Annotated in this window: 22 protein-coding genes; 10 read left to right on the forward strand and 12 right to left on the reverse strand. The window is 70.3% G+C overall.

The genetic code is table 11. The features are described from left to right. Nucleotides 1–32: 32 nt before the first annotated feature. The 6 genes from purD to purQ are packed head-to-tail and all read left to right on the forward strand — an operon-like array spanning nt 33 to nt 4,652. Nucleotides 33–1,319 carry a phosphoribosylamine--glycine ligase gene (gene purD / locus FVQ89_RS01940; protein WP_147900237.1) on the forward strand — a complete coding sequence of 429 codons (1,287 nt, stop codon included), beginning with the start codon at nt 33–35 and terminating at the stop codon, nt 1,317–1,319. Continuing rightward, nucleotides 1,316–2,224, forward strand: coding sequence for a phosphoribosylaminoimidazolesuccinocarboxamide synthase (locus FVQ89_RS01945; RefSeq protein ID WP_147900238.1), 909 nt, complete (start codon nt 1,316–1,318; stop codon nt 2,222–2,224). The genes purD and FVQ89_RS01945 overlap by 4 nt, the downstream gene beginning before the upstream one ends. Before the next feature lie 35 nt (nt 2,225–2,259). Beyond that, complete coding sequence (locus FVQ89_RS01950; protein ID WP_147900239.1) at nt 2,260–3,036, forward strand: SGNH/GDSL hydrolase family protein; 777 nt, start codon at nt 2,260–2,262, stop codon at nt 3,034–3,036. Next, complete coding sequence (locus FVQ89_RS01955; protein ID WP_147901447.1) at nt 3,033–3,665, forward strand: nucleoside/nucleotide kinase family protein; 633 nt, start codon at nt 3,033–3,035, stop codon at nt 3,663–3,665. Before FVQ89_RS01950 ends, FVQ89_RS01955 begins: the two co-directional genes overlap by 4 nt. A 37-nt stretch (nt 3,666–3,702) precedes the next feature. Further along, on the forward strand, nt 3,703–3,948 hold the full coding sequence (purS, locus tag FVQ89_RS01960; protein WP_147900240.1) for a phosphoribosylformylglycinamidine synthase subunit PurS: 246 nt from the start codon (nt 3,703–3,705) through the stop codon (nt 3,946–3,948). Then, entirely contained in the window at nt 3,948–4,652 is a 705-nt protein-coding gene (purQ, locus tag FVQ89_RS01965; protein WP_147900241.1) for a phosphoribosylformylglycinamidine synthase subunit PurQ, read from the forward strand. The genes purS and purQ overlap by 1 nt, the downstream gene beginning before the upstream one ends. A gap of 174 nt (nt 4,653–4,826) precedes the next feature. Here the strand turns inward: purQ and FVQ89_RS01970 are convergent, their stop codons facing one another. After that, nucleotides 4,827–6,317, reverse strand: a complete 1,491-nt coding sequence (locus tag FVQ89_RS01970; protein WP_147900242.1) for an MFS transporter — start codon at nt 6,315–6,317, stop codon at nt 4,827–4,829. A 93-nt stretch (nt 6,318–6,410) separates the two neighbouring features. On the opposite strand from FVQ89_RS01970, the gene FVQ89_RS01975 reads away from it, so the two are divergent. Then, nucleotides 6,411–7,031: a TetR/AcrR family transcriptional regulator gene (locus FVQ89_RS01975; RefSeq protein ID WP_147900243.1), complete on the forward strand. Its 621-nt coding sequence runs from the start codon at nt 6,411–6,413 to the stop codon at nt 7,029–7,031. A 34-nt stretch (nt 7,032–7,065) separates the two neighbouring features. On the opposite strand, the gene FVQ89_RS01980 is transcribed toward FVQ89_RS01975, so the two are convergent. Beyond that, nucleotides 7,066–7,647 (reverse strand): alpha/beta hydrolase, encoded by a 582-nt coding sequence (locus tag FVQ89_RS01980; RefSeq protein ID WP_222706026.1) that lies wholly within the window; start codon nt 7,645–7,647, stop codon nt 7,066–7,068. 56 nt (nt 7,648–7,703) lie between these two features. Then, on the reverse strand, nt 7,704–8,774 hold the full coding sequence (locus tag FVQ89_RS01985) for a mechanosensitive ion channel family protein (protein ID WP_147900244.1): 1,071 nt from the start codon (nt 8,772–8,774) through the stop codon (nt 7,704–7,706). 136 nt (nt 8,775–8,910) lie between these two features. Between FVQ89_RS01985 and purL the strand changes: the two genes are divergently transcribed. Next, the gene (gene purL, locus FVQ89_RS01990) at nt 8,911–11,202 is read left to right on the forward strand and encodes a phosphoribosylformylglycinamidine synthase subunit PurL (protein ID WP_255513364.1); all 2,292 of its coding nucleotides are present in this window, start codon (nt 8,911–8,913) and stop codon (nt 11,200–11,202) included. Between the two features lie 1,529 nt (nt 11,203–12,731). Continuing rightward, entirely contained in the window at nt 12,732–13,097 is a 366-nt protein-coding gene (locus FVQ89_RS01995) for a hypothetical protein (RefSeq protein ID WP_147900246.1), read from the forward strand. A 213-nt stretch (nt 13,098–13,310) separates the two neighbouring features. Here the strand turns inward: FVQ89_RS01995 and FVQ89_RS02000 are convergent, their stop codons facing one another. From FVQ89_RS02000 to FVQ89_RS02010, 3 genes are read right to left on the reverse strand one after another with little or no spacing between them, the layout of a single operon-like run. Continuing rightward, nucleotides 13,311–14,234 carry an SDR family NAD(P)-dependent oxidoreductase gene (locus tag FVQ89_RS02000; protein ID WP_187264856.1) on the reverse strand — a complete coding sequence of 308 codons (924 nt, stop codon included), beginning with the start codon at nt 14,232–14,234 and terminating at the stop codon, nt 13,311–13,313. Continuing rightward, on the reverse strand, nt 14,231–14,542 hold the full coding sequence (locus tag FVQ89_RS02005) for a chorismate mutase (RefSeq protein WP_147900248.1): 312 nt from the start codon (nt 14,540–14,542) through the stop codon (nt 14,231–14,233). Before FVQ89_RS02005 ends, FVQ89_RS02000 begins: the two co-directional genes overlap by 4 nt. 43 nt (nt 14,543–14,585) lie before the next feature. Next, nucleotides 14,586–15,056 (reverse strand): MarR family winged helix-turn-helix transcriptional regulator, encoded by a 471-nt coding sequence (locus FVQ89_RS02010; protein WP_255513365.1) that lies wholly within the window; start codon nt 15,054–15,056, stop codon nt 14,586–14,588. A 59-nt stretch (nt 15,057–15,115) separates the two neighbouring features. Here FVQ89_RS02010 and FVQ89_RS02015 point away from each other — a divergent pair, with 59 nt between their 5' ends. Next, nucleotides 15,116–16,741 (forward strand): DHA2 family efflux MFS transporter permease subunit, encoded by a 1,626-nt coding sequence (locus tag FVQ89_RS02015; protein ID WP_147900249.1) that lies wholly within the window; start codon nt 15,116–15,118, stop codon nt 16,739–16,741. Here the strand turns inward: FVQ89_RS02015 and FVQ89_RS02020 are convergent. From FVQ89_RS02020 to glnT, 6 genes are read right to left on the reverse strand one after another with little or no spacing between them, the layout of a single operon-like run. After that, a complete protein-coding gene (locus FVQ89_RS02020; protein WP_147900250.1) occupies nt 16,653–17,294 on the reverse strand; it encodes an XRE family transcriptional regulator in 642 nt (213 codons plus the stop codon). The two genes, FVQ89_RS02015 and FVQ89_RS02020, sit on opposite strands and share 89 nt — an antisense overlap. 25 nt (nt 17,295–17,319) lie before the next feature. After that, nucleotides 17,320–18,456 (reverse strand): FAD-dependent oxidoreductase, encoded by a 1,137-nt coding sequence (locus FVQ89_RS02025; RefSeq protein WP_147900251.1) that lies wholly within the window; start codon nt 18,454–18,456, stop codon nt 17,320–17,322. Between the two features lie 2 nt (nt 18,457–18,458). Next, nucleotides 18,459–19,769, reverse strand: coding sequence for an FMN-binding glutamate synthase family protein (locus FVQ89_RS02030; protein ID WP_147900252.1), 1,311 nt, complete (start codon nt 19,767–19,769; stop codon nt 18,459–18,461). 2 nt (nt 19,770–19,771) lie between these two features. Further along, nucleotides 19,772–20,455 carry a hypothetical protein gene (locus FVQ89_RS02035; RefSeq protein ID WP_147900253.1) on the reverse strand — a complete coding sequence of 228 codons (684 nt, stop codon included), beginning with the start codon at nt 20,453–20,455 and terminating at the stop codon, nt 19,772–19,774. Next, on the reverse strand, nt 20,443–21,345 hold the full coding sequence (locus FVQ89_RS02040) for a glutamine amidotransferase (protein ID WP_147900254.1): 903 nt from the start codon (nt 21,343–21,345) through the stop codon (nt 20,443–20,445). Before FVQ89_RS02040 ends, FVQ89_RS02035 begins: the two co-directional genes overlap by 13 nt. A 26-nt stretch (nt 21,346–21,371) precedes the next feature. Beyond that, a complete protein-coding gene (gene glnT, locus FVQ89_RS02045; RefSeq protein ID WP_255513366.1) occupies nt 21,372–22,691 on the reverse strand; it encodes a type III glutamate--ammonia ligase in 1,320 nt (439 codons plus the stop codon). Between the last annotated feature and the right edge of the window lie 105 nt (nt 22,692–22,796).

The raw sequence follows: 22,796 nt of genomic DNA on the forward strand, positions 1-22,796 counted from the left end.
TCGACGCTAGCGCGCCCGGGTAGCCTGTCCGAGTGAAGATCCTCGTCCTCGGATCCGGTGCCCGTGAGCACGCCATCGTCGAAGCACTCCTGGCCGAGCACGCCGGGCACGAGATCACCGCCGCACCGGGCAACGCCGGCATCGCCGCGCAGGTCGAGACGGTGAGCCTCGACCCGTCCAACGGTCGCATCGTCGCCGACTACGCGACCGACAACGGCATCGAGCTCGTCGTCATCGGGCCCGAGGCCCCGCTCGTGGCGGGCGTCGCCGATGTGGTGCGCGCGGCGGGAATACCCGTCTTCGGCCCAGGCAAGTCGGCCGCCGCGATCGAAGGCTCGAAGGCGTTCGCGAAGCGGATCATGGACACCGCCGGCGTCCCCACCGGCCGCGCCATCCGCGCCACCACCCTCGACGAGCTCGTCGCCGCCCTCGACGACCTGGGCGCCCCGCACGTGGTCAAGGCCGACGGCCTCGCCGCCGGCAAGGGCGTGCTCGTAACCGAGGATCGCGACGCGGCCATCTCCCACGCCGAGTACTACCTGCAGTACGGCACGGTGCTCGTGGAGGAGTTCCTCACCGGGCAGGAGGTGTCGCTGTTCTTCCTCTCCGATGGCCGCGACGTCGTGCCCCTCAGCCCCGCGCAGGACTACAAGCGCGCCTACGACGGCGACCAGGGCCCGAACACGGGCGGCATGGGCGCATACTCCCCCCTGCCCTGGCTCAGTGCGCGGTGGGGTTCGGAGGCCGCCTTCGTCGACGAGGTCCTCGACACGATCGCGCTCCCCACCGTCCGTACTCTCGAAGCAGAGGGCACCCCGTTCATCGGACTGCTCTATTGCGGCCTCATCGTCGCCGACGAGGGGCAGCCGGGCGATTCCGCGGTTCGAGTCATCGAGTTCAACGCCCGCTTCGGCGACCCTGAGACCCAGGTCGTGCTGCCGCGCCTCACGACCCCGCTCTCTGAGCTCCTCCTCGCCGCGGCGACCGGTGGGCTCGGCCGGCTCCCCTACCCCACGTTCTCCGACGAGTCAGCGGTCGTCGTGGTGCTCGCCAGCGAGGGCTACCCCGAGAACCCCGCGACCGGTCGCGAGATCACCGGGCTCGACGAGGCGGCGAGCGTGCCCGGCGTCACGATCGCGCACGCATCCACCGCGGTGTCCGAGGGCCGCTACCTCGCCACCGGCGGCCGCGTGCTCGGCGTGGTCGCGCGCGGTGACGGCTTCGCATCCGCGCGGACGGCCGCGTACGACGCGCTCGCGAAGATCGGCCTCGAGGGCGGACACTTCCGCCACGACATCGCGGAGCGGGTCGTCCGATGACCCCGCCGATCGGATCCGCCGATCCGCGCCTCGAAGCGGCCGGATGGCGCCACGAGTACTCGGGCAAGGTGCGCGACCTGTACCTCTCGGATGATGAACCCGGGCGCGCGCTCGTCGTCGCATCCGACCGTGTCAGCGCCTTCGACCACGTGCTCGATCCCGGCATCCCGGGCAAGGGTGCTCTGCTCACGCGGCTCAGCCTCTGGTGGTTCGCCCAGTTGGCCGGCGTGCCGAACCACCTCGTCGAGCCGACGCGTGGTGGGCTCGGCGCCCTCGCCGCGCCGCTGCCGGACGACATCGCCGAACGCGCAATGCTCGTGAAGCGGCTCGACATGTTCCCCATCGAGTGCGTCGTGCGCGGATACCTCGTGGGGTCTGGCTGGGCCGAGTACCAGGCCGCTCAGACTGTGTGCGGCATCCCGCTCCCCGCCGGGCTCGGGAACGGCGACCGGCTCCCGGACCCGATCTACACGCCCGCCTACAAGGCGCCGATGGGCGAGCACGACGAGAACATCACGTTCGAGCGCACCGTCGAGCTCGTCGGCGAGGCGGATGCGGCGGCCCTGCGCACGATGAGCCTCGCCGTGTTCGACACGGCGTCCGTGATCGCGGAGTCGCGCGGCGTGATCCTCGCCGACACGAAGTTCGAGTTCGGGCGCGACCCGGAGTCCGGGGAGATCACCCTCGCCGACGAGGTGCTCACCTCCGACTCGAGCCGCTACTGGGACGCTTCGCTCTATGCCGCCGGCGGCGCCGACCGCCTCGACAGCTTCGACAAGCAGATCGTGCGCAACTGGCTCTCCGCCAACTGGGACGGATCAGGCATCCCGCCCACCCTGCCCGTCGAAATCGTCGAGCGCACCGCCGCACGCTACCGCGAACTGCTCACACGCCTCACCGCGTGAGCCGCCAAGGGTAGACAGACGCTTACACTCGCACCGTGAACGACCCCCTGCATCCGCGGATGCTGCGCGCCAGCCGGGCGTTCCTCGTGCTGCACGGCCCCCGGATCCTCGCGCAGAAGCGCCGCCTCGACCGCGAGGTGGAGCGCATGCCCGACGCCGAGCTGCCATGGGAGGGCGCGATCGAGGGCACGGATCCGCTGCGGCTGCTCGTTATCGGCGACTCGACCGCCGCGGGCACGGGAGCGGCCACCCAGGACGAAGCGCTCGTCGGATCACTCGCCCAAGAGCTTCACGCCCGCACGGGACGTGGGATCCTCTGGCGAGCCGTGGCCGAGAACGGCGCCGACACCGGGGAGTTCCTCGAGCGGCACCTCACCGACGCGCTCGCCCGACCCGCCGACTTCGTGTTCGTCAGCCTCGGCGCCAACGACGCGATCCACGCCCGCTCGGCGCGCGCGTTCGCCCGCGACCTGCGCACCCTGCTCGAGACCCTCAGCGACCGGCACCCGCACGCGCGCATCCTCGTCTCGAACCTGCCGATCTTCACCCGATTCGAGCTGTTGCCCGAACCCCTCCGCGGCACGCTGTACCGCCACTCGCGCAACCTCGAACGCGCCGCGGCGCTCGTCGTGGCGCGCGACCCGCGCTGGATGATCACCGAGCAGCTACCACCGCCGTACGGCCCCGAGTTCTTTGCACGTGATCGGTTCCACCCCTCGGCATCCGGATACGCGGATTGGGCCCGCTGGGCGATCGACGACGCCTGGCCGCGCGGCCTCGACGAGCTCGCGGATCCGGGGCGATCCAGCTGAGCACGGCACCCGCGACCGTCGACCTCGACGAACTCGCCCGGCGAGTGCGCGAGCGGGCGTCGGATGGCCAGCGGGTCGTGGTGGGGATCGCGGGGGAACCGGGTGCCGGCAAGTCCACCCTCGCCGCCGAGCTCGCCGCGATCCTCGGGTCGGAGTCCGTCGTGCTCCCGATGGACGGATTCCACCTCCCCCAGCGCCGGCTCGTCGAGCTGGGGCGTCGTGACCGGATGGGCGCCCCCGACACCTTCGACGTGGCCGCGTTCGTGCGCGTGCTCGGCGCCATCCGAGACGACAGCGACGAGGTGGCGGCGCCGTCCTTCGACCGCGACATCGAGGAGCCCGTGCCCGCCGCGATCCGCATCACCCCCGCACACAGGATCGTGGTCGTCGAGGGCAACTACCTGCTCCACGACCGCGACGGCTGGGAGCAGGCGCGAGCGCTGCTGGATCTCGTCGCGTTCGTGCGGCTCGACCCACGCATCCGCCTCGAGCGCCTCATCGCGCGGCACGTCGCGCACGGCAAGACGCCCGACGCGGCCCGCGCCTGGGCGACCGGGCCCGACGAGACCAACGCCGCACTCATCCGCGCGGGCGCCGACCGCGCCGACCTGGTGCTGGCCGTAGACTGAAGGCGTTCCCCGCCCCTCGAACTCCGGGAGTCGATCCGTGCCCACCATCGTCGTCGAGGTCATGCCGAAGCCCGAGCTGCTCGACCCCGCAGGCAAGGCGACCGCGGGCGCTCTCGCCAAGCAGGGACACAGCGCCTTCAGCGCCGTGCGCATCGGCAAGCGCTTCGAGTTGACGGTCGAGGGCGAGGTCACGGATGCCGTGCTCGCCGAAGCGCAGCGCCTCGCCGAAGAGTTCCTCTCGAACCAGGTCATCGAAGACGTCGTCGCGGTCAAGGTCGCCTGATGCCTGCACGGATCGGCGTCGTCACCTTCCCCGGATCGCTCGACGATCGCGACGCGCAGCGCGCTGTCCGCCTCGGCGGGGGTGAGCCGGTTGCTCTCTGGCACGGCGACCACGATCTGCAGGGCGTCGACGCGATCGTGCTGCCCGGCGGGTTCAGCTACGGCGACTACCTGCGCTGCGGGGCGATCGCCGCGCACTCGCCGATCATGTCCGAAGTGATCGACGCCGCGAACAAGGGCATGCCGGTGCTCGGCATCTGCAACGGATTCCAGATCCTCGTCGAGTCGCAGCTGCTACCCGGTGGCCTCATCCGCAACGACCACGGCGACTTCGTGTGCCGCGACCAGCGCCTGCGTGTCGAGAACGCGTCGACCGCGTGGACCTCGGGCTTCACCGAGGGCGACGAAATCGTCATCCCCTTGAAGAACGGCGAGGGCGGATACATCGCCACCGAGGAGACCCTCGACCGGCTCGAAGGGGAGGGCCTCGTCGCGTTCCGCTACCTCGACGTGAACCCCAACGGCTCGCTGCGCGACATCGCGGGCCTCACGAATGAGCTTGGCAATGTGGTGGGCCTCATGCCGCATCCGGAGCACGCGACCGAGCCCGGGTTCGGACCCGATATGCCGGAGGCGATGCGCTCGGGCGTCGACGGCCTGACGTTCTTCCAGTCGGCCGTCGAGGCTGTGCTCGCCCGCGTCTGACCCGCCCCGTCCCACGCCGCCCCACCCCTCGCGACGTTTGCGTCGCTCTCTCGGCTCCGTGAGAGTACGCACTTCTGCGTACCGTCACCCGTGAGAGCACGCAAAAGTGCGTACTCTCACGGGGACACGAGGGGGCGCTCGGCGGAGGGGCGCCTCAGCCGAGTTCCGCCGGCGTCAGCCGAGGTGCACGGGCTCTGCCGCCGGATCCTGGTGCGCGTTCGCGAGCGAGAGGCCCTGGCCCTTGCGCCGGAACACCAGCACCGACACCACGGCACCGAGCGCGAAGAACCCGGCGCCCCACCAGTACGCGGTCGCGTAGCTGTGGATCGCCGCATCCCCGGCGACCTCTGCCGTCACGGGGGCGTGGGCGGCGATGTAGTCCGCCGCCGCGGTCGCCGCGAGCGTGTTGAGCAGGGCCGTGCCGATCGAACCGCCGACCTGCTGGCTCGTGTTCACGAGCGCGGATGCGACACCCGCGAAGGTGCGGTCGACCCCGAGAGTCGCCGTCTGCATCGAGGCGGGCATGATCGTGCCCATCGCCGTGCCGAGCACCATGAGCGGCACCAGGATGTCGGGTGCGTACGTGCTGCCCGCGTCGAGGCGGGTCAGCAGGATCATCCCCACGACGCCGAGAGTCATGCCGGTGGGCACCATGACCTTCGGGCCGAAGCGCGGCACCAGCAGGTTGGTGCCGAGCTGCGCGGCAAGCACGAGCATTCCGATCATCGGCAGGAACGCGAGCCCGGTCTGGATCGGCGAGTAGCCCAGCGTGACCTGCATGAAGTAGGTCACGAACAGGAAGATGCCGAACATCCCCGCGCCCGCGATGAGCACCGAGCTGTAGGCGGCCGCGCGGTTGCGGTCGAGCACGATCGACAGCGGCAGGAGGGGATGCGAGGCGCGGCGCTGCCACAGCACGAATCCGGCGAGGAGCACCACGGCCGCGGCGAGCACGCCCCACGTGAGCGGGGAGTCCCAGCCTTCCGTCTCGGCGTTCGAGAAGCCGTAGACGATGCCGAAGAGCGCGCCCGACACGAGGACCGTGCCCGGCAGGTCGAGCTTCGGGCGCGGCCCGATCCGCTCGACCGAGGGCACGAAGAGGAGCGCACCGACGAACGCCACCACCGCGATGAAGACGTTGATGTAGAGGTTCCAGCGCCAGTCGAGCGACTCCGTGAGGAAGCCACCGAGGAGAAGACCGACGGCACCGCCGGCTCCGGCGATCGCGCCGAACACACCGAACGCGCGAGCGCGCTCCCGCGGGATGACGAAGGTCGTCGTGAGGACGGCGAGCGCGGTCGGGGCCAGCAGCGCGCCGAAGGCACCCTGCAGCGCCCGGGCGGCGATGAGCAGCTCGAAGGAGTTCGCCGCGCCGCCGAGTGCGGATGCCGCGGCGAAGCCGACGAGACCGATGAGGAAGGTGAGCTTGCGCCCGATGAGGTCGGAGAGGCGTCCGCCGAGCAGCAGCAGGCTGCCGAAGGCGAGGGAGTAGGCGGTGATCACCCATTGGCGGTTGCCGTCGGAGAAGCCGAGGTCGGCTTGGGCGGCGGGGAGGGCGATGTTCACGACGGTCGCGTCGAGAACGACCATGAGCTGGGCGAGTCCGACGACCACGAGCGTGATCCATCGGCGCCGGCCGCTCGTCGGGGCAGAGATTTCAGGCATGACGAGCACTATATACGGAACTCGTGAGTTTCGGATATCATGGGTACCGGAATTAATCGCTTGGTAATCTGCCGTGACGAAAGGGGGCCCGCGATGGCGCAGGCCGACGTCGCAGAGCCGACGAAGCTGGGGCGCCGCCGCGACCCGGCGCGCGACGAGGTGATCCTCGAGGCGGCGCTCGACGAGCTCGTCGAGTCCGGCTACGAGGGGATGACGATCGACATGGTCGCCGCCCGCGCCAAGGCGGGGAAGGCGACGGTCTACCGACGCTGGCCCTCCAAGGCCGACCTCGTGATCGACGCCGTCGCGTGCATGAAGAGACGCAATCTCGATCCGGATGACCTTCCCGACACGGGAACGCTGCGCGGCGACCTCATCGCCATGATCAAGCCGCCCACCATCCGCGACAGCGAGCGCAAGCTCGCGCTCATGGCGGGCATCGCGTCGATGCTCGTGCGCAATCCGGAACTCGCCGACACGGCGCGCGCCGCCCTCATCGAGCCGCGAGCCGCGATCAACCGCGTCCTGTTCCAACGCGCGATCGACCGGGGCGAGATCTCGTCCAGCGTCGATATCGAGCAGCTCTCGATCATCGGCCCCGCGCTCGCCGCCTACCGCACGCTCGTGCTGCACCAGCCGGTCGACCGTGAGTTCCTGATCGCCAACATCGACCAGGTGATCCTCCCTGCCGCAGGCCTCGGCGTGCGGAGCTGATCCGGAGCACAGCCCGGCTCGCCCGACCCGTCGGCTACTCGGGCGCGCCGCGCAACCAGTCGCGCAGAGGCTCGAGCGTCACCACGCCCTCCGAACCCATGAAGTGGCCGGCGCCCGGCACCACCTGCAGCTCGGCGTCGAGACCGCGCACGACGGGCTCGGTGAGCTCGATCGGCACCTCGGGGTCGGCATCCGAGCGCATCACAAGACGGCGGTCGATGCGCGCCGCGAGCGAGCCGAGCGCCGGAACCCCGCGGGCGAACGGATCGAGTTCGGGATAGATCGGCACCGGTTCGACGAACGACGCGACGAGCGCGAGGGCGCCGAGCCGCGCATCCGGCCGATCTGCGAAGACGCGACCCAGCGCGCGGATCGCCGTGATCGTGCCGAGGCTGTGCCCGACGACCGCCGTTCCCCCGTCGACGTCGCCGATCGCGTCGGCGGCCGCCGCGGTCCACGCCTCGGCATCCGGCGCATCCGAATCGGGAAGCGCGGGCACCGAGGTGACCACCCCGTCCGCGGCGAGCTCGTCGCCCAGCCAGCCGAACCAGTGGCTCGCGGGGGAGGCCGTGTACCCGTGCAGAATCACCAGTCGGCGGATCGGGCGCATGCTCATGACGGAATTCTGGATCGACCGTGCGCGCGCGACCATGCCGAGACGGTCACGCGTCGTCAGTTCTCGGCCAGATCCTCGATCATCGCCACGCGCGTGCGCGGCACGGCGAGCGGCGAGACCGACTGCGCCCAGATGACCATCTCCTCGCGCACGGCGCACTGCAGCTTCCAGAGCGTGCCGGAGTCGACCGCGGTGACCAGCAGACGCACCTGCACGACCCCGCCTCGCGCATCCGTGATCTCGACGGCCGAGGCGCGACCATCCCACTCGGGGCGCTCGGCGACGAACGCGGTGAAGTGCTCACGGAGGCCGTCGAGCGGAACCGTCCAGTCCAGATCGAGGAACACGGTGCCGGTGATCGCGCTCGAGTTGCGGGTCCAGTTGGTGAACGGCGTCGTCGTGAAGTACGTCGACGGCAGCACGAGGCGGCGGTCGTCCCAGATGCGCACAACCACATAGCTGAGGGTCATCTCCTCGATGCGACCCCACTCGTTCTCGACGACCACCACGTCATCGACGCGGATCGCATCCGAGAACGCGAGCTGGATGCCCGCGAACACATTCGCGAGCGTGGACTGCGCCGCGAGACCGGCGATGACGCTCACGAGACCGGCGGAGGCGAGCACACTGGCGCCGAGGGCCTGCACCCCGGGGAAGGTCAGCAGGATCGCACCCGCCGCGAGGATCACGAGCACGACGGACGCGAGTCGGTGCAGGATGTCGAGCTGCGTGCGGATGCGACGGGCGATCCGGTTGTCGACCACGTCGACCGGGTAGCGGGCTCGCACCGCATCCACCGCGAACCCGATGATGCCGGCGATCAGCCACGCGATCGCAACGATCACGAGGATCAACGCGATGTGGTCGATGGCATCCTCCCACTTCCGCTCGGGGAGAGTGACCGCGATCGCGACCCACAGACCGATCACCGAGATCAGCGTCAGCACCGGCCGCACGATGCGCCCGACGCGGGTCTGATCCCATCCGCGACGGCGCGACAGCACCCGCATCACGCCCCGCACCACGACGGCGGCGAGCACGGCAGCGGCCACCGCCAGCACCACGGCCACCGCGAAGGCGGGCCAGGATCGCACGGCAGGAAGGTCGAGCAGGATGTCGGGTTCCATCGATCCAGGCTTGCGCACCCGAGCCGGATGCGCAAAGCCGGAAGCCTGCGCAGGCGCACCAGGCGAGCGGATGTGGCGGGTCGCGCCGGTAGGATGGTGGCGAATCAGCTCGCCCCGTCATGAGGAGCAATCCCCCGTGAGCACCCCCTCGACGCATGTCGTCGACACCGTCGAGAACGCCGCCGCGACCCCCGAGAGGGAGCAGCCGTACGCGGCGCTCGGGCTCAAGACCGACGAGTACCAGCGCATCCGCGAGATCCTCGGCCGGCGCCCGACCAGCGGCGAGCTCGCCATGTACTCGGTGATGTGGAGCGAGCACTGCTCCTACAAGAGCTCCAAGGTGTGGCTGCGTCAGTTCGGGCAGAAGGTCAGCCCCGAGATGACGAAGAACCTCATGGTGGGCATGGGCGAGAACGCGGGCGTCGTCGACATCGGCGAGGGCTGGGCCGTGACGTTCAAGATCGAGAGCCACAACCATCCGTCGTACGTGGAGCCATTCCAGGGCGCCGCGACGGGCGTCGGCGGCATCGTGCGCGACATCATCTCGATGGGTGCGCGGCCCGTCGCCGTGATGGATGCGCTGCGATTCGGCGCGATCGACCACCCCGACACGGCGCGCGTCGTGCCGGGCGTCGTCTCGGGCATCTCGTTTTACGGCAACTGCCTCGGCCTGCCGAACATCGGTGGCGAGACGTGGTTCGACCCGATCTACCAGGCGAACCCGCTCGTCAACGCGCTCGCCGTGGGCGTGCTGCGGCACGAAGATCTGCACCTCGCCAACGCGCGCGGTGTCGGCAACAAGGTCGTGCTGTTCGGTGCGCGCACCGGTGGCGACGGGATCGGCGGGGCGTCGATTCTCGCCTCCGAGTCGTTCGACGAGGGATCGGGCCGCAAGCGTCCCGCCGTGCAGGTGGGCGACCCCTTCATGGAGAAGGTGCTCATCGAGTGCTGCCTCGAGCTCTACCGCGGCGGCCTGGTCGAGGGCATCCAGGATCTCGGCGCCGCAGGCATCTCGTGCGCCACCTCCGAGCTCGCCTCGAACGGCGACGGCGGCATGCACATCGTGCTCGACGAGGTGCTGCTGCGCGATCCGACGCTCACCGCCGAGGAGATCCTCATGTCGGAGAGCCAGGAGCGCATGATGGCGGTCGTCGCGCCCGACAAGCTCGAGGGCTTCTTCGCGGTGACCTCAAAGTGGGATGTCGAGGCGAGCGTGCTCGGCGAGGTCACCGGCACCGGGCGGCTCGTCATCGACTGGAAGGGCGAGACGATCGTCGACGTCGACCCGCGCACGGTCGCGGTTGACGGGCCCGTGTACGAGCGACCCGTCGCCTACCCGACGTGGATCGATCACGTGAACGCGGATTCCGCATCCGCCCTGCCGCGGCCAGCGGGCGGTGCCGAGCTGGAGGCGCAGCTGCTCACGCTGCTCGGCTCGGCGAACCTGGCCGACAAGAGCTGGGTCACATCGCAGTACGACAAGTACGTGCTCGGCAACACGGCGCTGTCGTATCCGGACGACGGCGGCATGGTGCGCGTCGACGAGGGCTCGGGGCTCGGCTTCGCGCTCGCGACGGACGCGAACGGCCGCTACTGCTACCTCGACCCGTACCGCGGGGCGCAGCTGGCGCTCGCGGAGGCGTACCGCAACGTCGCGGCGACCGGCGCTGTGCCCGCGGCGGTATCGGACTGCCTGAACTTCGGGTCGCCGGAGAATCCCGAGGTGATGTGGCAGTTCTCGCGCGCCGTGGAGGGGCTCGCCGACGGATGCCTGCAGCTCGGTATCCCGGTCACCGGCGGCAACGTGTCGTTCTACAACCAGACCGGTGATGTGCCGATCCACCCGACGCCGGTCGTCGCGGTTCTCGGCACCATCGATGACGTCGGGCGGCGGGTGCCGTCGGGGTGGCAGGATGCGGGCGACAACCTGTACTTGCTGGGCACCACGGCGCTCGAGCTCGACGGGTCGGCCTGGGCCGGTGTCGTGCACGGGCACCTGGGCGGCCTGCCGCCCGCTGTGGACCTCGACGCCGAGAAGAACCTCGCCGAGCTGCTCGCGGCCGCCGCGCACGAGGGCCTGCTCGCCGCGGCCCACGACCTCGCGGATGGCGGACTCGCGATCGCGCTCGCGGAGGGCGTGCTGCGGTTCGGCGTCGGCGCGCGGGTGTTCCTCGACGAGCTGATCGCGCGCGACGGTGTGGATCTCGCGACGGCGCTGTTCTCGGAGTCGTCGGGTCGCGTGCTCGTCGCGGTGCCGCGCGAGGAGGACGTGAAGTTCACCCGCCTCTGCGAGGGACGCGGTTATCCGGTGCTGCGCATCGGCGTGACCGACTCCGTCGCGGCCCTCGAGCTGCAGGGCGAGTTCACGCTCGCCGTGGACGACCTGGCGCAGACCTTCCGCGAGCCGTTGCGCACCCACTTCGCCTGACTGCTGCTGCTGTCTTCCCCGCGCTAGACATGTCTAGTGCGCGTCAGACACCCGCGCGGCGGTGTCTGGGCGGCCGCAGACATGTCTAGCGCGGCCCCGCTCGCCCCCGCCCTGCCCCACCATGCGGCGGGAGCACCCGCACGTGGGAGCGGCGAAGAGCACGCCCGGCGGGAGTTGTTGCTCCCACCGCCTGTCGGTTTCCCCGTCCGCTTCACCTCATCCGGCGCATCCCTCATCCGACATCCCTCCCTCGATTTGGTGCGCTTGGTGCCGAGAACACATCAGCACTGACTCACTTACCTAGGCGAGCGAGGTGGGATGAGCTTTACCGGGGGGACGTCGATGTCCCCCCGCGCTCGCGGTCGATGGGAGAGCGAGCTGAGCATTCCCCGCCAACGGTGCCGTGACGGCGACCACGAACCCGCGCTCACGAACCGCCGGGAAGTGACATAGCCAACACCGCGTTGCCGCCTGCACTGCAGCGTCTGCTCACTTGCACGTAGGTATCAGTCTGAATGGCTCTCCAGCACTGCATTCTCGTTCCCCCAGCACTGCACTTCACCCAGTCGCGCACTTAATTCCCGCTGCGCAAGCGCTCAGTGCGCCCTCGCCGAAATACCTTATGGAGCTCATCACCACATTGGAGTTTGAGATGAGATCACTATGCACGGCTGCACTCATGTTGGCGGCCGCACTATCAGTTGCCATGACAGGATGCGCCGCGTCGGTAGGCGACGTGAGATGCGAGTTCACTGTGCAATCACCGCATGCATCTTCCGGCAGCCCAGGCTGGATGGACGGCAAGGCAACCATGGTCTGCACAGGGGGCGTTGTGACCAACGCGCGGGCGGACATCAAGCTGCAAAGACGGTCGGGCGGGAAGTGGAGCGACGTCGCAGGTTCCAGCAACTCTCGCACGGCAGCGCAGCTCCAGTCGGGGCAGAAGTTCACGATCACTACTGGAGACGCTCGTTGCGTTGTCGGAACCTACCGAACCGCCGTAAGGGGATCGGCGACCTTCAAGGGTGTCGGGTCGAAGTCCGCGCAGTGGCAATACCAGCAGGCGTCAATCACCAAATGCTGACTCGACGCGGGGGCTCGCCAACCTCGCGGGCCCCCGCCATCCCCTGGGCCATCATCACACCCGGAGCCTTCTCAGCGGTGGGTTTGAACGACTATCCGATGCTCGGGCACGGAATCGGAGGCGCGGGTCTAGTGACCGTGGGTAATCTCATCCATCGCCGCCGGGCGTCCGGAATGGACTTCCGTCGTCGCTGCTGTTTTCGAGGAGACACTCTGGGGGCGAGTCCTCTTGGCCCCCGAGTGGGCCGAGCTTGGGACTCGCATCGTCGCGCCATCGTTTGGCTTCGGCGCAGCCCGCGGAATGCTCGCGACCGCGCTCTCTGCGTTTGCCGCACATCATGCTTTCGTCGCCCAACCAATGGACGATTGGCCACCGTGATCACTCACCGTTGACGACGGCGTCGCCCTCGGCCTGGCATCGGGCCTACTGTGGGGAGGTGCGTGAGGTGAAGAGGAAGCTCGCCGAGGCGATCGGCGAGTTCGGCTCACTCCATGGCTCAGCCACGTCGTTCCTTCTCGTGCCGAGAGCGGCGGGCTGGATGGTGACGGTCGACTGGTGGACGCCCGACGAAGTGGTTGTCACGGCGGGGCCCGGGTATCGCGAGAGGATCGCGGGGCTCGATGATGAGGGCTTCGAAGCCGTACTCGAGGTTGTTTCCGCGATCATCGACGGCGACTGCGAGTTGCTGTACGCCGTCGAAGACGGTCACTGGACGAAATCTGGGCAGCACGTCTGGTATCGACGTGGGGAGCGTCGCTCAGGCGTGCCCTCCGATGAGGATGTCCGGGTTCGCGCCCCCCGGTGGGATTGATGGCACATCTGGGCTGCAAGTCCCGCCTAATTCGGGTGAACGTTCCCCCATCCGCGTGCCCAGTTGCCCTCCGGGATGGTTGGGGGCAAGTTGACGCGCGGGTCAGCGACACCCAACTCAGGCCCGCGTCATCGCGCTAGACATCTCTAGTGCGCGTCGGACACCCGCGCGGCGGTGTCTGGGCGGCCGCAGACATGTCTAGCGCGGCCCGGGCTACAGCGGGAAGCGGGTGGCGGTTCGGGACTCGGCGTCGGACCAGAGGGCCGCACCGAAGGCCGACGACGCGGAGGAGGCCACCGGGGTCGTCGGCACCGGGCGGCCGGCCAGCATGCGGCTCGGGCCGAAGTACATGCCGTTCACGGCATCCAGGTCGGCCACCGCACGCACCGACGGCCAGGCGCCGTGGTCCTTGCCCTGCCCCACCCATCCGGAGAGCGCCTCGCCCACACGAACCCCGAGCGGGTCGCGATCGGTGATGCCGGGCCGCTTCGCCGCATACGCGTTCGTCGACCAGCCCGGATGCGCGAGCAACGACATCCGCGAGTCCCCCGCCGCGGTGAGGCGGCGCGCGAGCTCCAGCTGAAACCCCTGCACCGCGTGCTTCGAGAACGCGTACGCGCGGAACGGCTTGTACGTGCGATCCGACCACAGGTCGTCGGCGTCGAGCCGCACCATCCGCGTCGAGTCGCTGCCGAGGCCCACCACGCGACCGTCTGGGGCGAGGGCGGGGAACAGCAGCGTCGTCAGGGCGAAATGCCCCAAGAAGTTGCCGCCGACGGTCTGCTCGAAACCATCGGCCGTGAGCAGGCGCGTCCGCGAGGCGATCACGAGCCCGGCATTGTTCACGAGCGCGTGCAGCGGCCGGAACTCCGCGATCCGCTCAGCGGCCTCGCGCACCGAGTCGAGCGACAGCAGGTCGAGCCGCACGTGCGCGAGCTCGGCACCCGGCACCCGTTCGCGCACCGAGCGCATCGCGAGCTCCGCCTTCTCGGCCGAGCGCGCCGCGATCACGACCCGCGCACCCGCACCCGCCAACTGCTCGACCGTGAAGTAGCCGATGCCCGCGTTGCCGCCGGTGACGACCACCGTGCGGCCGGCGAGTGAGGGAAGGTTCCGCGGATCCCAGGCGTCACTCACGACTCGACGCCGCCGGCGAGCCGCTCGTGGTGATGGATGACCTCGGCCACCACGAAGGTGAACCACTTCTCGGCGAACTCGGGGTCGAGGTGCGCCTCCTCGGCGAGCGCCCGCAGCCGCGCCACCTGCACGCGCTCGCGCTCGGGCGCCGACGGCGGCATGCCGTTGGCCGCCTTCAGCCGCCCGACCTGCTGCGTGAACTTGAAGCGCTCGGCCAGCAGGTGGATGAGGGCCGCATCGATGTTGTCGATGCTCTGCCGGATTCCGGCGAGCTCGGCGATCGGGTCATCGGCAGCATCCGCAGTCATGGCACGAGAGTACCGGTCGCAGCGGATGCGCGGCCGGGCGTCGTCAGCCTCGTTCGGCACGCGCGGGGCCATCATCGGCGCCATCGGGCCCCGGCGCCTCGGGGTCGCCGCCGACGTGCCGGATGATCTGCAGCAACGACATCCGCAGCACGGCTGCCTGCTCCACGGTCGGGAAGACGGTCGCCTCGATCGCCCCGATGCCGTCGAAGACCCGGCCGCCCTCCTCGGTGCGCTCGACGAGCTTGCGCCGCCGGTCGGACGGGTCGGCCACGAGCCGCACGTAGCCGGACCGCTCCAGGTGCTCGACCGTGCGTCCCATGGTCTGCGCGGTCACACGCGCACGGCGGGCCAGTTCACCGAGCGGAAGCGGATCGCGCTCCACGAGATGCAGCACGATCAGGCCCGCGTGGCTGAGCCCGATCCGCTCGAGCGACTCGCGCCACCGCTGCTCCACGAGTCGCGCGGCGACCGACAGCAGCCGCCCGGTGGGCCAGTCGTCTATGGTGTCGCGCATGCGGCTCCCTCGGGTCTACAGTGACAATGCTCAGCAAGCTTAGCAATTGGAGTTCCGCCATGGAGCAGCCCGTCGAATCCGCCCGCACCCGCTGGCTCGGCCTCGTGGTCATCTCGATCGCCGTGGCGCTCATCATCGTCGACTCGACCATCGTCAACGTCGCGATCCCGTCGGTGGTCGACGACCTCGGCATCAGCTCGACCGAGGTTCAGTGGGTGCAGGAGTCGTACACGCTCGTGTTCGCGAGCCTGCTGCTCGTGTTCGGAACGCTCGCCGACCGCGTGGGGCGCAGGCGCATGCTGCTCCTCGGCGTCACGCTCTTCGCCCTCGCGAGCGTGGCAGCCGCCCTCGCTCCGAGCGGTGAGCTGCTCATCGCGTCGCGCGTCATCCAGGGATTCGGCGGCGCGATGATCCTGCCCGCGACGCTGTCGCTGCTGAACGCCACCTTCACCGGACGCGAGCGCGGCATCGCGTTCGCGGTGTGGGGCTCCACGATCGGTGGCATGGCGGCGGTCGGACCGCTGCTGGGAGGCTGGCTCACGACCTACTTCTCGTGGCGGTGGGCGTTCGGCATCAATCTGCCGCTCGGCATCCTGATCGTCGTCGGGGCCCTGATCGTGGTGCGGGAGTCGAAGGCGCCGGATGCGGGACGCATCGACCTGGTCGGCGCGCTGCTCTCGGTGGTTCTCTTCACGAGTCTCGTCTTCGGCCTCATCGAGGGCCGCACCTACGGGTGGTGGACGAGCGCCGACGTGCCCGAATTCTGGACCCTCGGCGTCTCGCCGATCCCGTTCGCCTTCGCGCTCGCGCTCGCCGCGCTCATCGCCTTCATCGCCTGGGGTGTGCACCGCCAGCGCCAGGGCAGATCGACGATGATCGCCCTCTCGCTCTTCCGGCTGACGTCGTTCCGCAACGGCAACATCGCTGCGCTCATCGTGTCGCTCGGCGAGTTCGGGGTGATCCTCTCGCTGCCGCTGTGGCTGCAGAACGTGCTCGGATACGACGCGCTCCAGACAGGGTTCGTGCTGCTCGCGCTCGCGGGCGGGTCGTTCATCGCTTCGGGGTTCGCGGGAGCGTCATCCGGCAAGGTCGCGCCGGTGTGGGTCGTGCGCGCCGGTCTCGCCTCCGAGATCGTCGGACTCGTGATCATCGGGCTCGTGATCGCCACCGACACCCCGTGGTGGCAGATCGCGCTGGGTCTGCTCGTCTACGGGTTCGGGGTGGGGCTCGCGACCGCGCAGCTCACGGGAGTGGTGCTCGTGGACGTGCCGGTGGAGCAGAGCGGCCAGGCGTCTGGAACGCAGTCGACCTCGCGGCAGGTGGGGTCGGCGCTCGGCATCGCGATCCTCGGCACGGTGCTGTTCACCTCCCTCGGAGCGCAGCTCGACGACCGGCTGCCCGATCAGCTCACGGGTGACGCGCGGCAGCAGGTGGTCGATCTCGTGGTCGATTCGGCGGGTGCCGCGATCCCGTCGCTCGATGCGCAGTCGACGGATGCGGGGGATGCCGCCCGCGCCGCGTTCAGCGAGGCGACGCGGCTCTCGGCCTTCACGGCCGCCGGGTTCCTCGGGGTGGGGCTCGTCGCGACGCTGGGGCTCAGCGCGCGTGCAGCTGACCGATCGCGAGGAAGCGGATCGGCACCTCGATCAGCTCCTGCGGACCGTGGGGCGCCTCGCCGTCGATGAGCAGCGAGTCGCCCGGCCGCAGCGTGTAGCTGTGGCTGCCGTGGGCGTAGACCATCACGCCCTCGAGCATGTAGAAGAACTCGGTTCCGGGGTGCTGGAACAGCGGGAACACGGCCGACGACTCGGTGAGCGTCACGAGCGTCGGGTCGATCGCGCCGTCGATGCCCTTCAGGAGCCCGAGCTGACGGTACTCGTGACCGAGGCGCGTGCCGCTGCGCGCGGTCACGCTGCCCTGGCCCGCCGGGGTGAAGGCGGCCTCCCGCTCGGTGTCGACACCGCGGAAGAGGGCGGTGACCGGCACGGCGAGCGCGTCGGCGAGGCGCTCGATCGTGGAGAGGCTCGCCGAGGTCGTGGCCGTCTCGATGCGCGAGATCATGGCGCGCGAGATGCCCGATTTCGCGGCGAGCTCGGCGGCGTTGAGCCCCGCGGCCACCCGGTACTCGCGCACGCGTGCCGCGATGACGGTCTCGAGCGGCGGCACCTCGCCCGTGGCATCCGTCGCCGCGGAACGGCCGGGGTCACCCTCGCGCGCGGCTCTGCTCCTCGTCGACATCGTCGCCCATCCTAGGCGGGCGGCCTCAGCCGGCGGACGCCCCCGCGGTGAGGCGGAAGCGGTCGGGCACGTCGCCGTCCCCTGTCGCGAGCCCGCCGATCAGCTCGCCGAGCAGCGGCGCGAACTTCGCCCCGTGACCGGAGCAGGGCGAGGCGAGCACGATGCGCCCCACCCGGTCGATCACGAAGTCCTCCGAGGGGGTGGAGGTGTAGAGGCACGTCGTCTCGGCGTAGGGCGTCGGGTCGATCTCGGGCAGGCGCTCGCGCACGTAGCCGACGATCCGCTCGCGTGCGGCGGGGTCGACCAGTCCGTCCCGACCGGATGCCGTGGTGTCGTGCCCGCCGTCGTGTTCGGCGATCTTGAAGCCGGCCCAGTCGGCGTCGCGTCCACCGGGGAGGCTGTAGACCGAGAGGCGGCCCTTGTCGACGAAGATCGGCCAGTCGGCCGGGTCGGCGGGAGCCGCATCCGGGAAGCGGAAGTGGAACGCCTGCTGCTGGCTCACGCGGAACTCCGGCAGCGCCGCGCGCGCCGCATCCGGCAGGGGCAGGGCGTCGAGCAGCTCGGGCAGCCACCCGCCGGCGGCGACCACGACGACCGAGGCGTCGAGCACCCCGCCGTCCGTGGAGACCAGGCGCAGCCCGGTACGGGTGTCCTCCACGGAGGCGAGGCGCCAGCCCGTCTCGAGCCGCGCGCCAGATTCGACGGCGAGGCGGGTCATCTCACGCACCGCCGTCTCGGCGTCGATGACCCCGGCGTCCGGTTGGGTGAGCACGCGGGTGTCGAACGCGAGGTGCGGCCAGCGCTCGCGCGCCGCATCCGGGTCGAGGATCTCGGATTCGAGTCCGACCTCGTCGAGCACGCGGGCCATCTCGTCGACCGGACGGTGCGCACCGAAGTCGAGGCCGCCGGTCGTGGTGAGCACGCCGCGGCCGGATGCCGCCTCCAGTTCGCGCCACCCGGCGAGCGCCCGCACCGTGAGCTCGGCGTACATGCGGTCGGGGTAGGCGTGGCGGAAGATGCGCGCGGAGCCGTGCGAGCTGCCGCCCGCGTGCGCGGGGCGCACCGCCTCGACGAGCACGACCTCCCGGCCTTGCTGGGCGAGACGCCAGGCGGTCGCGGATCCGGCGAGGCCGGCGCCGACGACGACGATCGGGGCAGGCATCGTCAGGCCCCCGGAATCCAGCTGGTGCCGGCGAGCGGCACGCGGGCCATCGCGGCGGATTCGAGGGTGAGCGCCACGAGGTCCTCCGGCTCGAGGTTCAGCACGTGCGACTTGCCGCACGCGCGGGCGATGGTCTGCGCCTCCATCGCGAGCACGCGCAGGTAGTTGGCGACGCGTCGGCCACCTTCCACCGGGTCGAGCCGGGCGGTGAGCTCCGGGTCCTGGGTGGTGATTCCGGCCGGGTCGAGGCCCGCCTGGAAGTCGTCGTAGTAGCCGGGCGCGGAGCCGAGCTTGGCGTACTCGTCGGCGAGCGCGGGGGAGTTGTCGCCGAGCGCGATGAGCGCGGCGGTGCCGATGGAGACGGCGTCCGCGCCGAGCGCGAGCGCCTTCGCCACATCCGCTCCGGTGCGGATCCCGCCCGAGACGACGAGCTGCACCTCGCGGTGCACCCCGAGCTCCTGCAGCGCCTCGACGGCCTGCGGGATCGCGGCGAGGGTGGGGATGCCGACGTTCTCGATGAAGACGTCCTGTGTGGCGGCGGTGCCGCCCTGCATGCCGTCGAGCACCACGACATCCGCGCCCGCCTTCACGGCGAGGGAGGTGTCGTAGTAGGGGCGGGAGGCGCCGATCTTCACGAAGATCGGGATGCGCCCGTCGGTCACCTCGCGCAGTTCGGCGATCTTGATGGTCAGGTCGTCGGGGCCGGTCCAGTCCGGATGCCGCGAGGGCGAACGCTGGTCGATGCCCTGGGGCAGGGTGCGCATCGCGGCGACCCGCTCGCTGATCTTCTGGCCGAGCAGCAGTCCGCCGCCGCCGGGCTTCGCGCCCTGGCCGAGCACGATCTCGATCGCGTCGGCGCGGCGGAGGTCGTCGGGGTTCATGCCGTAGCGCGAGGGCAGGTACTGGTACACCAGGCGCTCCGAGTGCTCGCGCTCCTCGGGGGTCATGCCGCCGTCGCCCGTGGTCGTGGAGGTGCCGGCGATGGTGGCGCCGCGTCCGAGGGCCTCCTTCGCGTTCGCCGACAGGGCGCCGAAGCTCATGCCCGCGATGGTGATGGGGATCTCGAGGTGCACCGGCACGGCTCCGTGGCGCCCGCCGAGCTTCACGTCGGTGTCGCAGCGCTCGCGGTAGCCCTCGAGCGGGTAGCGCGACATGCTCGCCCCGAGGAAGAGCAGGTCGTCGAAGTGCGGCAGCGGGCGCTTGGCGCCCCATCCGCGGATGCGGTAGATGCCGGTCTCGGCGGCGCGCTGGATCTCGGCGATCGTGGCGCGGTCGAAGGTCGCGGAGGCGCGGAGCGCGGGGTTCTCAGACATGTCTAGTACTCGTTGTCGTGGTCGAAGTGGTAGAGCTTGCGGGCCGATCCGTAGCGCCGGAACTCGTCGGGGCTCTCGGTGCGACCGGCTGCGGCGAGCAGCTCGGCGAGCTCGGTGAGGTGCTCGGGTCGCATGGGCTTCTCGATGCAGTCGGCGCCGAGGGAGGCGACGCTGCCGCGCACGTAGATGCGGGCCTCGTAGATGGAGTCGCCGAGGGCATCGCCCGCGTCGCCGCAGATGACGATGCGCCCCGCCTGCGCCATGAATCCGGTCACGTGGCCGACGTCGCCGCCGACCACGATGTCCGCTCCGCGCAGCGCGATGCCGCAGCGGGCGCCGGTGGAGCCGTCGACGACAAGCAGTCCGCCGACTGCTGTGGCGCCGGCGGACTGCGAGACGTCGCCGGTCACGTGCACGCGGCCCGACATCATGTTCTCGGCGACGCCGGGGCCGGCGTTGCCGTTGATGGTCACGTCGCCGCGCTGGTGCATCCCGGCGGCGAAGTATCCGACGTGGCCGTCGACCTCGACGCTCACCTCGCGGGTGATGCCGACGGCGACGTTGTGCGCGCCCTGCGGGTGCAGCACCTGGAAGCTCTCGCCATCGGCCGCCTCATGAAGCGCCGCGTTGAGCGTGCGCACGCCGGTGGCGGCGAGGTCGATGACGATCTCGGTCACAGTGCCCACGTGTAGACCTTTCCGGGGGCCGGCTCGAAGAGCCGGGCGTTCTCGATGCCGGGCAGGCCCGCGAGTGCGCGGTACTCGGATGCCATCGCGACCCACTGGTCGGTCTCCGCGATCACGGCCGGCTTGCAGGCGATGGGGTCGCGCACGACGGCGAGGCCGTCCTTGGTGGTGACGACGAGCGTGTAGAAGCCATCGAACTCCTCCTTGAGGTGCTCGAGCGCCGTCTCGAGGTCGTCGCCCGCGCGCAGGCGCACGGCGAGGTAGCGCGCGGCCACCTCGGAGTCGTTGTCGGAGTCGAACTCCACGCCCTGCGCCCGCAGGGTGCGGCGGATCGTGGCGTGGTTCGAGAACGAGCCGTTGTGAACGAGGCACAGGTCGTCGTCGACGGTGAAGGGGTGGGATCCGGATGCGGTCACCGCCGACTCCGTCGCCATCCGCGTGTGCGAGACGCCCTGGGTGCCGGAGCGGGAGACGAGACCGAACTCGTCGGCGAGCTCGACCGGGTTGCCGACGCCCTTGAGGGTCGCGACGTGGGTGCCGCGACCGATCTGGCGCGCATCCGGGGCGGCCTTGCGCAGGGCGTGCACGAGGTCGGCCACGGGCACGTCGGCGTTGACGAGCGTCGTGTCTCCCATGCCGCGCACGGTGAGCTCGGTGCCCGCGGGCAGCTCGGCGGCGGTCGCGGCGTGCAGCTCGTCGGGGGTGACGGTCACCCCCAGCAGGCTGACGGTCGCGGATCCGGATGCGGTGAGCGTCTCGTCGTCGTAGACGGAGATGCCTGCCGAGTCGGGTCCGCGGTCGACGACCTCGCACAGCATCCCGTGCAGGAGGTCGCCGAGCCGGTCACGCAGCGCGGGGTCTTTGATCTGAAGCGCGGCGATTCCGCACATGGTGTTCCTCTCTCGTCCCGGCCGGGTCAGACGGCCGTCAGGTAGGTGTCGATCTCCCAGGGGGTGACCGTGTTGTGCCAGCGGAGGAACTCGTCCTCCTTGACGTCGGCGTAGTAGCGGCCGATGGTGCCGTCGCCGCCGAGCGCGGTGAGCAGCAGCTCGTCGGATCGCAGCGCCTCCACCGCGTGCAGCAGCGTGGGCGGCAGGGTGGCGGCGCCCTCGGGGAAGGTGCCGGGGCGGCTCGGGGGTCCGGGCTGCACGCCGCGGCCGATGCCGTCGAGACCGGCGGCGAGGGTCGCGGCGATCGCGAGGTACGGGTTCGCGGAACCGTCGGTGCCGCGTAGCTCGATGCGGTTGCCGTCGGGGACGCGGATGAGGTGGGTGCGATCGTTGCCGCCGTAGCTGGCGCGGGTGGGCGACCAGGTGGCACCGGAGGCGGTGCTCGTCGCGCCGCGGCGCTTGTAGGAGTTGACCGTCGGCGCGATGAACGAGAGCAGCGCGGGCGCGTGGCCGAGCACGCCGCCGACGAATCCGTAGGCGAGGGAGGAGAGCCCGAGGCCGTGCGCGTCGTCGGTGCCGGGGAAGAGCGGCTCGTCTCCGCGCCACAGCGACATGTGCAGGTGCATGCCGGTGCCGGTGCGGTCGGTGAAGGGCTTCGGCATGAAGGTCGCGGTCATGCCGCGGCTCTCGGCGAGCATCGAGATCATGTAGCGGAGGGTGACGACGCGGTCGGCGGTCGTGAGGGCGTCGGCGTAGGCGAAGTTCTGCTCGAACTGGCCGTTGCCGTCTTCGTGGTCGTTGGCGTAGTTGCCCCAGCCGAGGGAGTTCATCGCCTCGGAGACCCCGGTGAGGTGCTCGTACATCCGGGTGACGCCGCGGGCGTCGTAGCAGGGCTGGCCGGAGGTGTCGCGGGCGTCGGCCGGGTGCAGCGTGCCGTCCTCGTGGCGGTGCACGAGGAAGTACTCCACCTCGGCACCGACCTTCGCCTCGAGCTTCTGCGCAGCGAGGTCGGCGAGCACCTTCTTGAGGATCACCCGCGGGGCGTAGGGCCAGGGCTCGCCGTTCACGTGCGGGTCGCAGTGCACGAGGGCGAGGCCGGGGCGGATGAAGCCGAGCGGGGTGTAGCTGTCGAGGTCGGGCACCGCGAGGATGTCGGGGTCTTCGGGGCGCTGGCCGATGGCGCCGGCGGCGAAGCCGGCGAAACCGAGTTCACCCGCCTCCAGCTCGGCGGCGGCTTCGACCGGCACGAGCTTGGCGCACGGCTTGCCGTTCATGTCGACGAACGTGGCGAGGATGAAGCGGACGCCGTCTGCTGCGGCAAGGTCGGCAAGGCGGGAGGGGCTCACGCGGGCTCCTAGCGATCGGGGTGGCGCTGGTTGAATGAGAGTAAACGCTGTTGTCTCTCATTAGATCACGCCCAATGATCACATGTGACCGCCGGGTGTGAATTC

It is taken from the genome of Homoserinibacter sp. GY 40078, from assembly GCF_008017545.1.
Lineage (GTDB): Bacteria > Actinomycetota > Actinomycetes > Actinomycetales > Microbacteriaceae > Homoserinibacter.

What these genes read in the sequence shown, in the direction of transcription:
- FVQ89_RS01945 (WP_147900238.1), top strand. Translation starts at nt 1,316, where the DNA reads ATGACCCCGCCGATCGGATCCGCCGATCCGCGCCTCGAAGCGGCCGGA.
- purQ (WP_147900241.1), top strand. Translation starts at nt 3,948, where the DNA reads ATGCCTGCACGGATCGGCGTCGTCACCTTCCCCGGATCGCTCGACGAT.
- FVQ89_RS01970 (WP_147900242.1), bottom strand. Translation starts at nt 6,317, where the DNA reads ATGCCTGAAATCTCTGCCCCGACGAGCGGCCGGCGCCGATGGATCACG.
- FVQ89_RS01975 (WP_147900243.1), top strand. Translation starts at nt 6,411, where the DNA reads ATGGCGCAGGCCGACGTCGCAGAGCCGACGAAGCTGGGGCGCCGCCGC.
- FVQ89_RS01980 (WP_222706026.1), bottom strand. Translation starts at nt 7,647, where the DNA reads ATGAGCATGCGCCCGATCCGCCGACTGGTGATTCTGCACGGGTACACG.
- FVQ89_RS01985 (WP_147900244.1), bottom strand. Translation starts at nt 8,774, where the DNA reads ATGGAACCCGACATCCTGCTCGACCTTCCTGCCGTGCGATCCTGGCCC.
- FVQ89_RS02005 (WP_147900248.1), bottom strand. Translation starts at nt 14,542, where the DNA reads ATGACTGCGGATGCTGCCGATGACCCGATCGCCGAGCTCGCCGGAATC.
- FVQ89_RS02010 (WP_255513365.1), bottom strand. Translation starts at nt 15,056, where the DNA reads ATGCGCGACACCATAGACGACTGGCCCACCGGGCGGCTGCTGTCGGTC.
- FVQ89_RS02015 (WP_147900249.1), top strand. Translation starts at nt 15,116, where the DNA reads ATGGAGCAGCCCGTCGAATCCGCCCGCACCCGCTGGCTCGGCCTCGTG.
- FVQ89_RS02020 (WP_147900250.1), bottom strand. Translation starts at nt 17,294, where the DNA reads ATGTCGACGAGGAGCAGAGCCGCGCGCGAGGGTGACCCCGGCCGTTCC.
- FVQ89_RS02025 (WP_147900251.1), bottom strand. Translation starts at nt 18,456, where the DNA reads ATGCCTGCCCCGATCGTCGTCGTCGGCGCCGGCCTCGCCGGATCCGCG.
- FVQ89_RS02030 (WP_147900252.1), bottom strand. Translation starts at nt 19,769, where the DNA reads ATGTCTGAGAACCCCGCGCTCCGCGCCTCCGCGACCTTCGACCGCGCC.
- FVQ89_RS02040 (WP_147900254.1), bottom strand. Translation starts at nt 21,345, where the DNA reads ATGTGCGGAATCGCCGCGCTTCAGATCAAAGACCCCGCGCTGCGTGAC.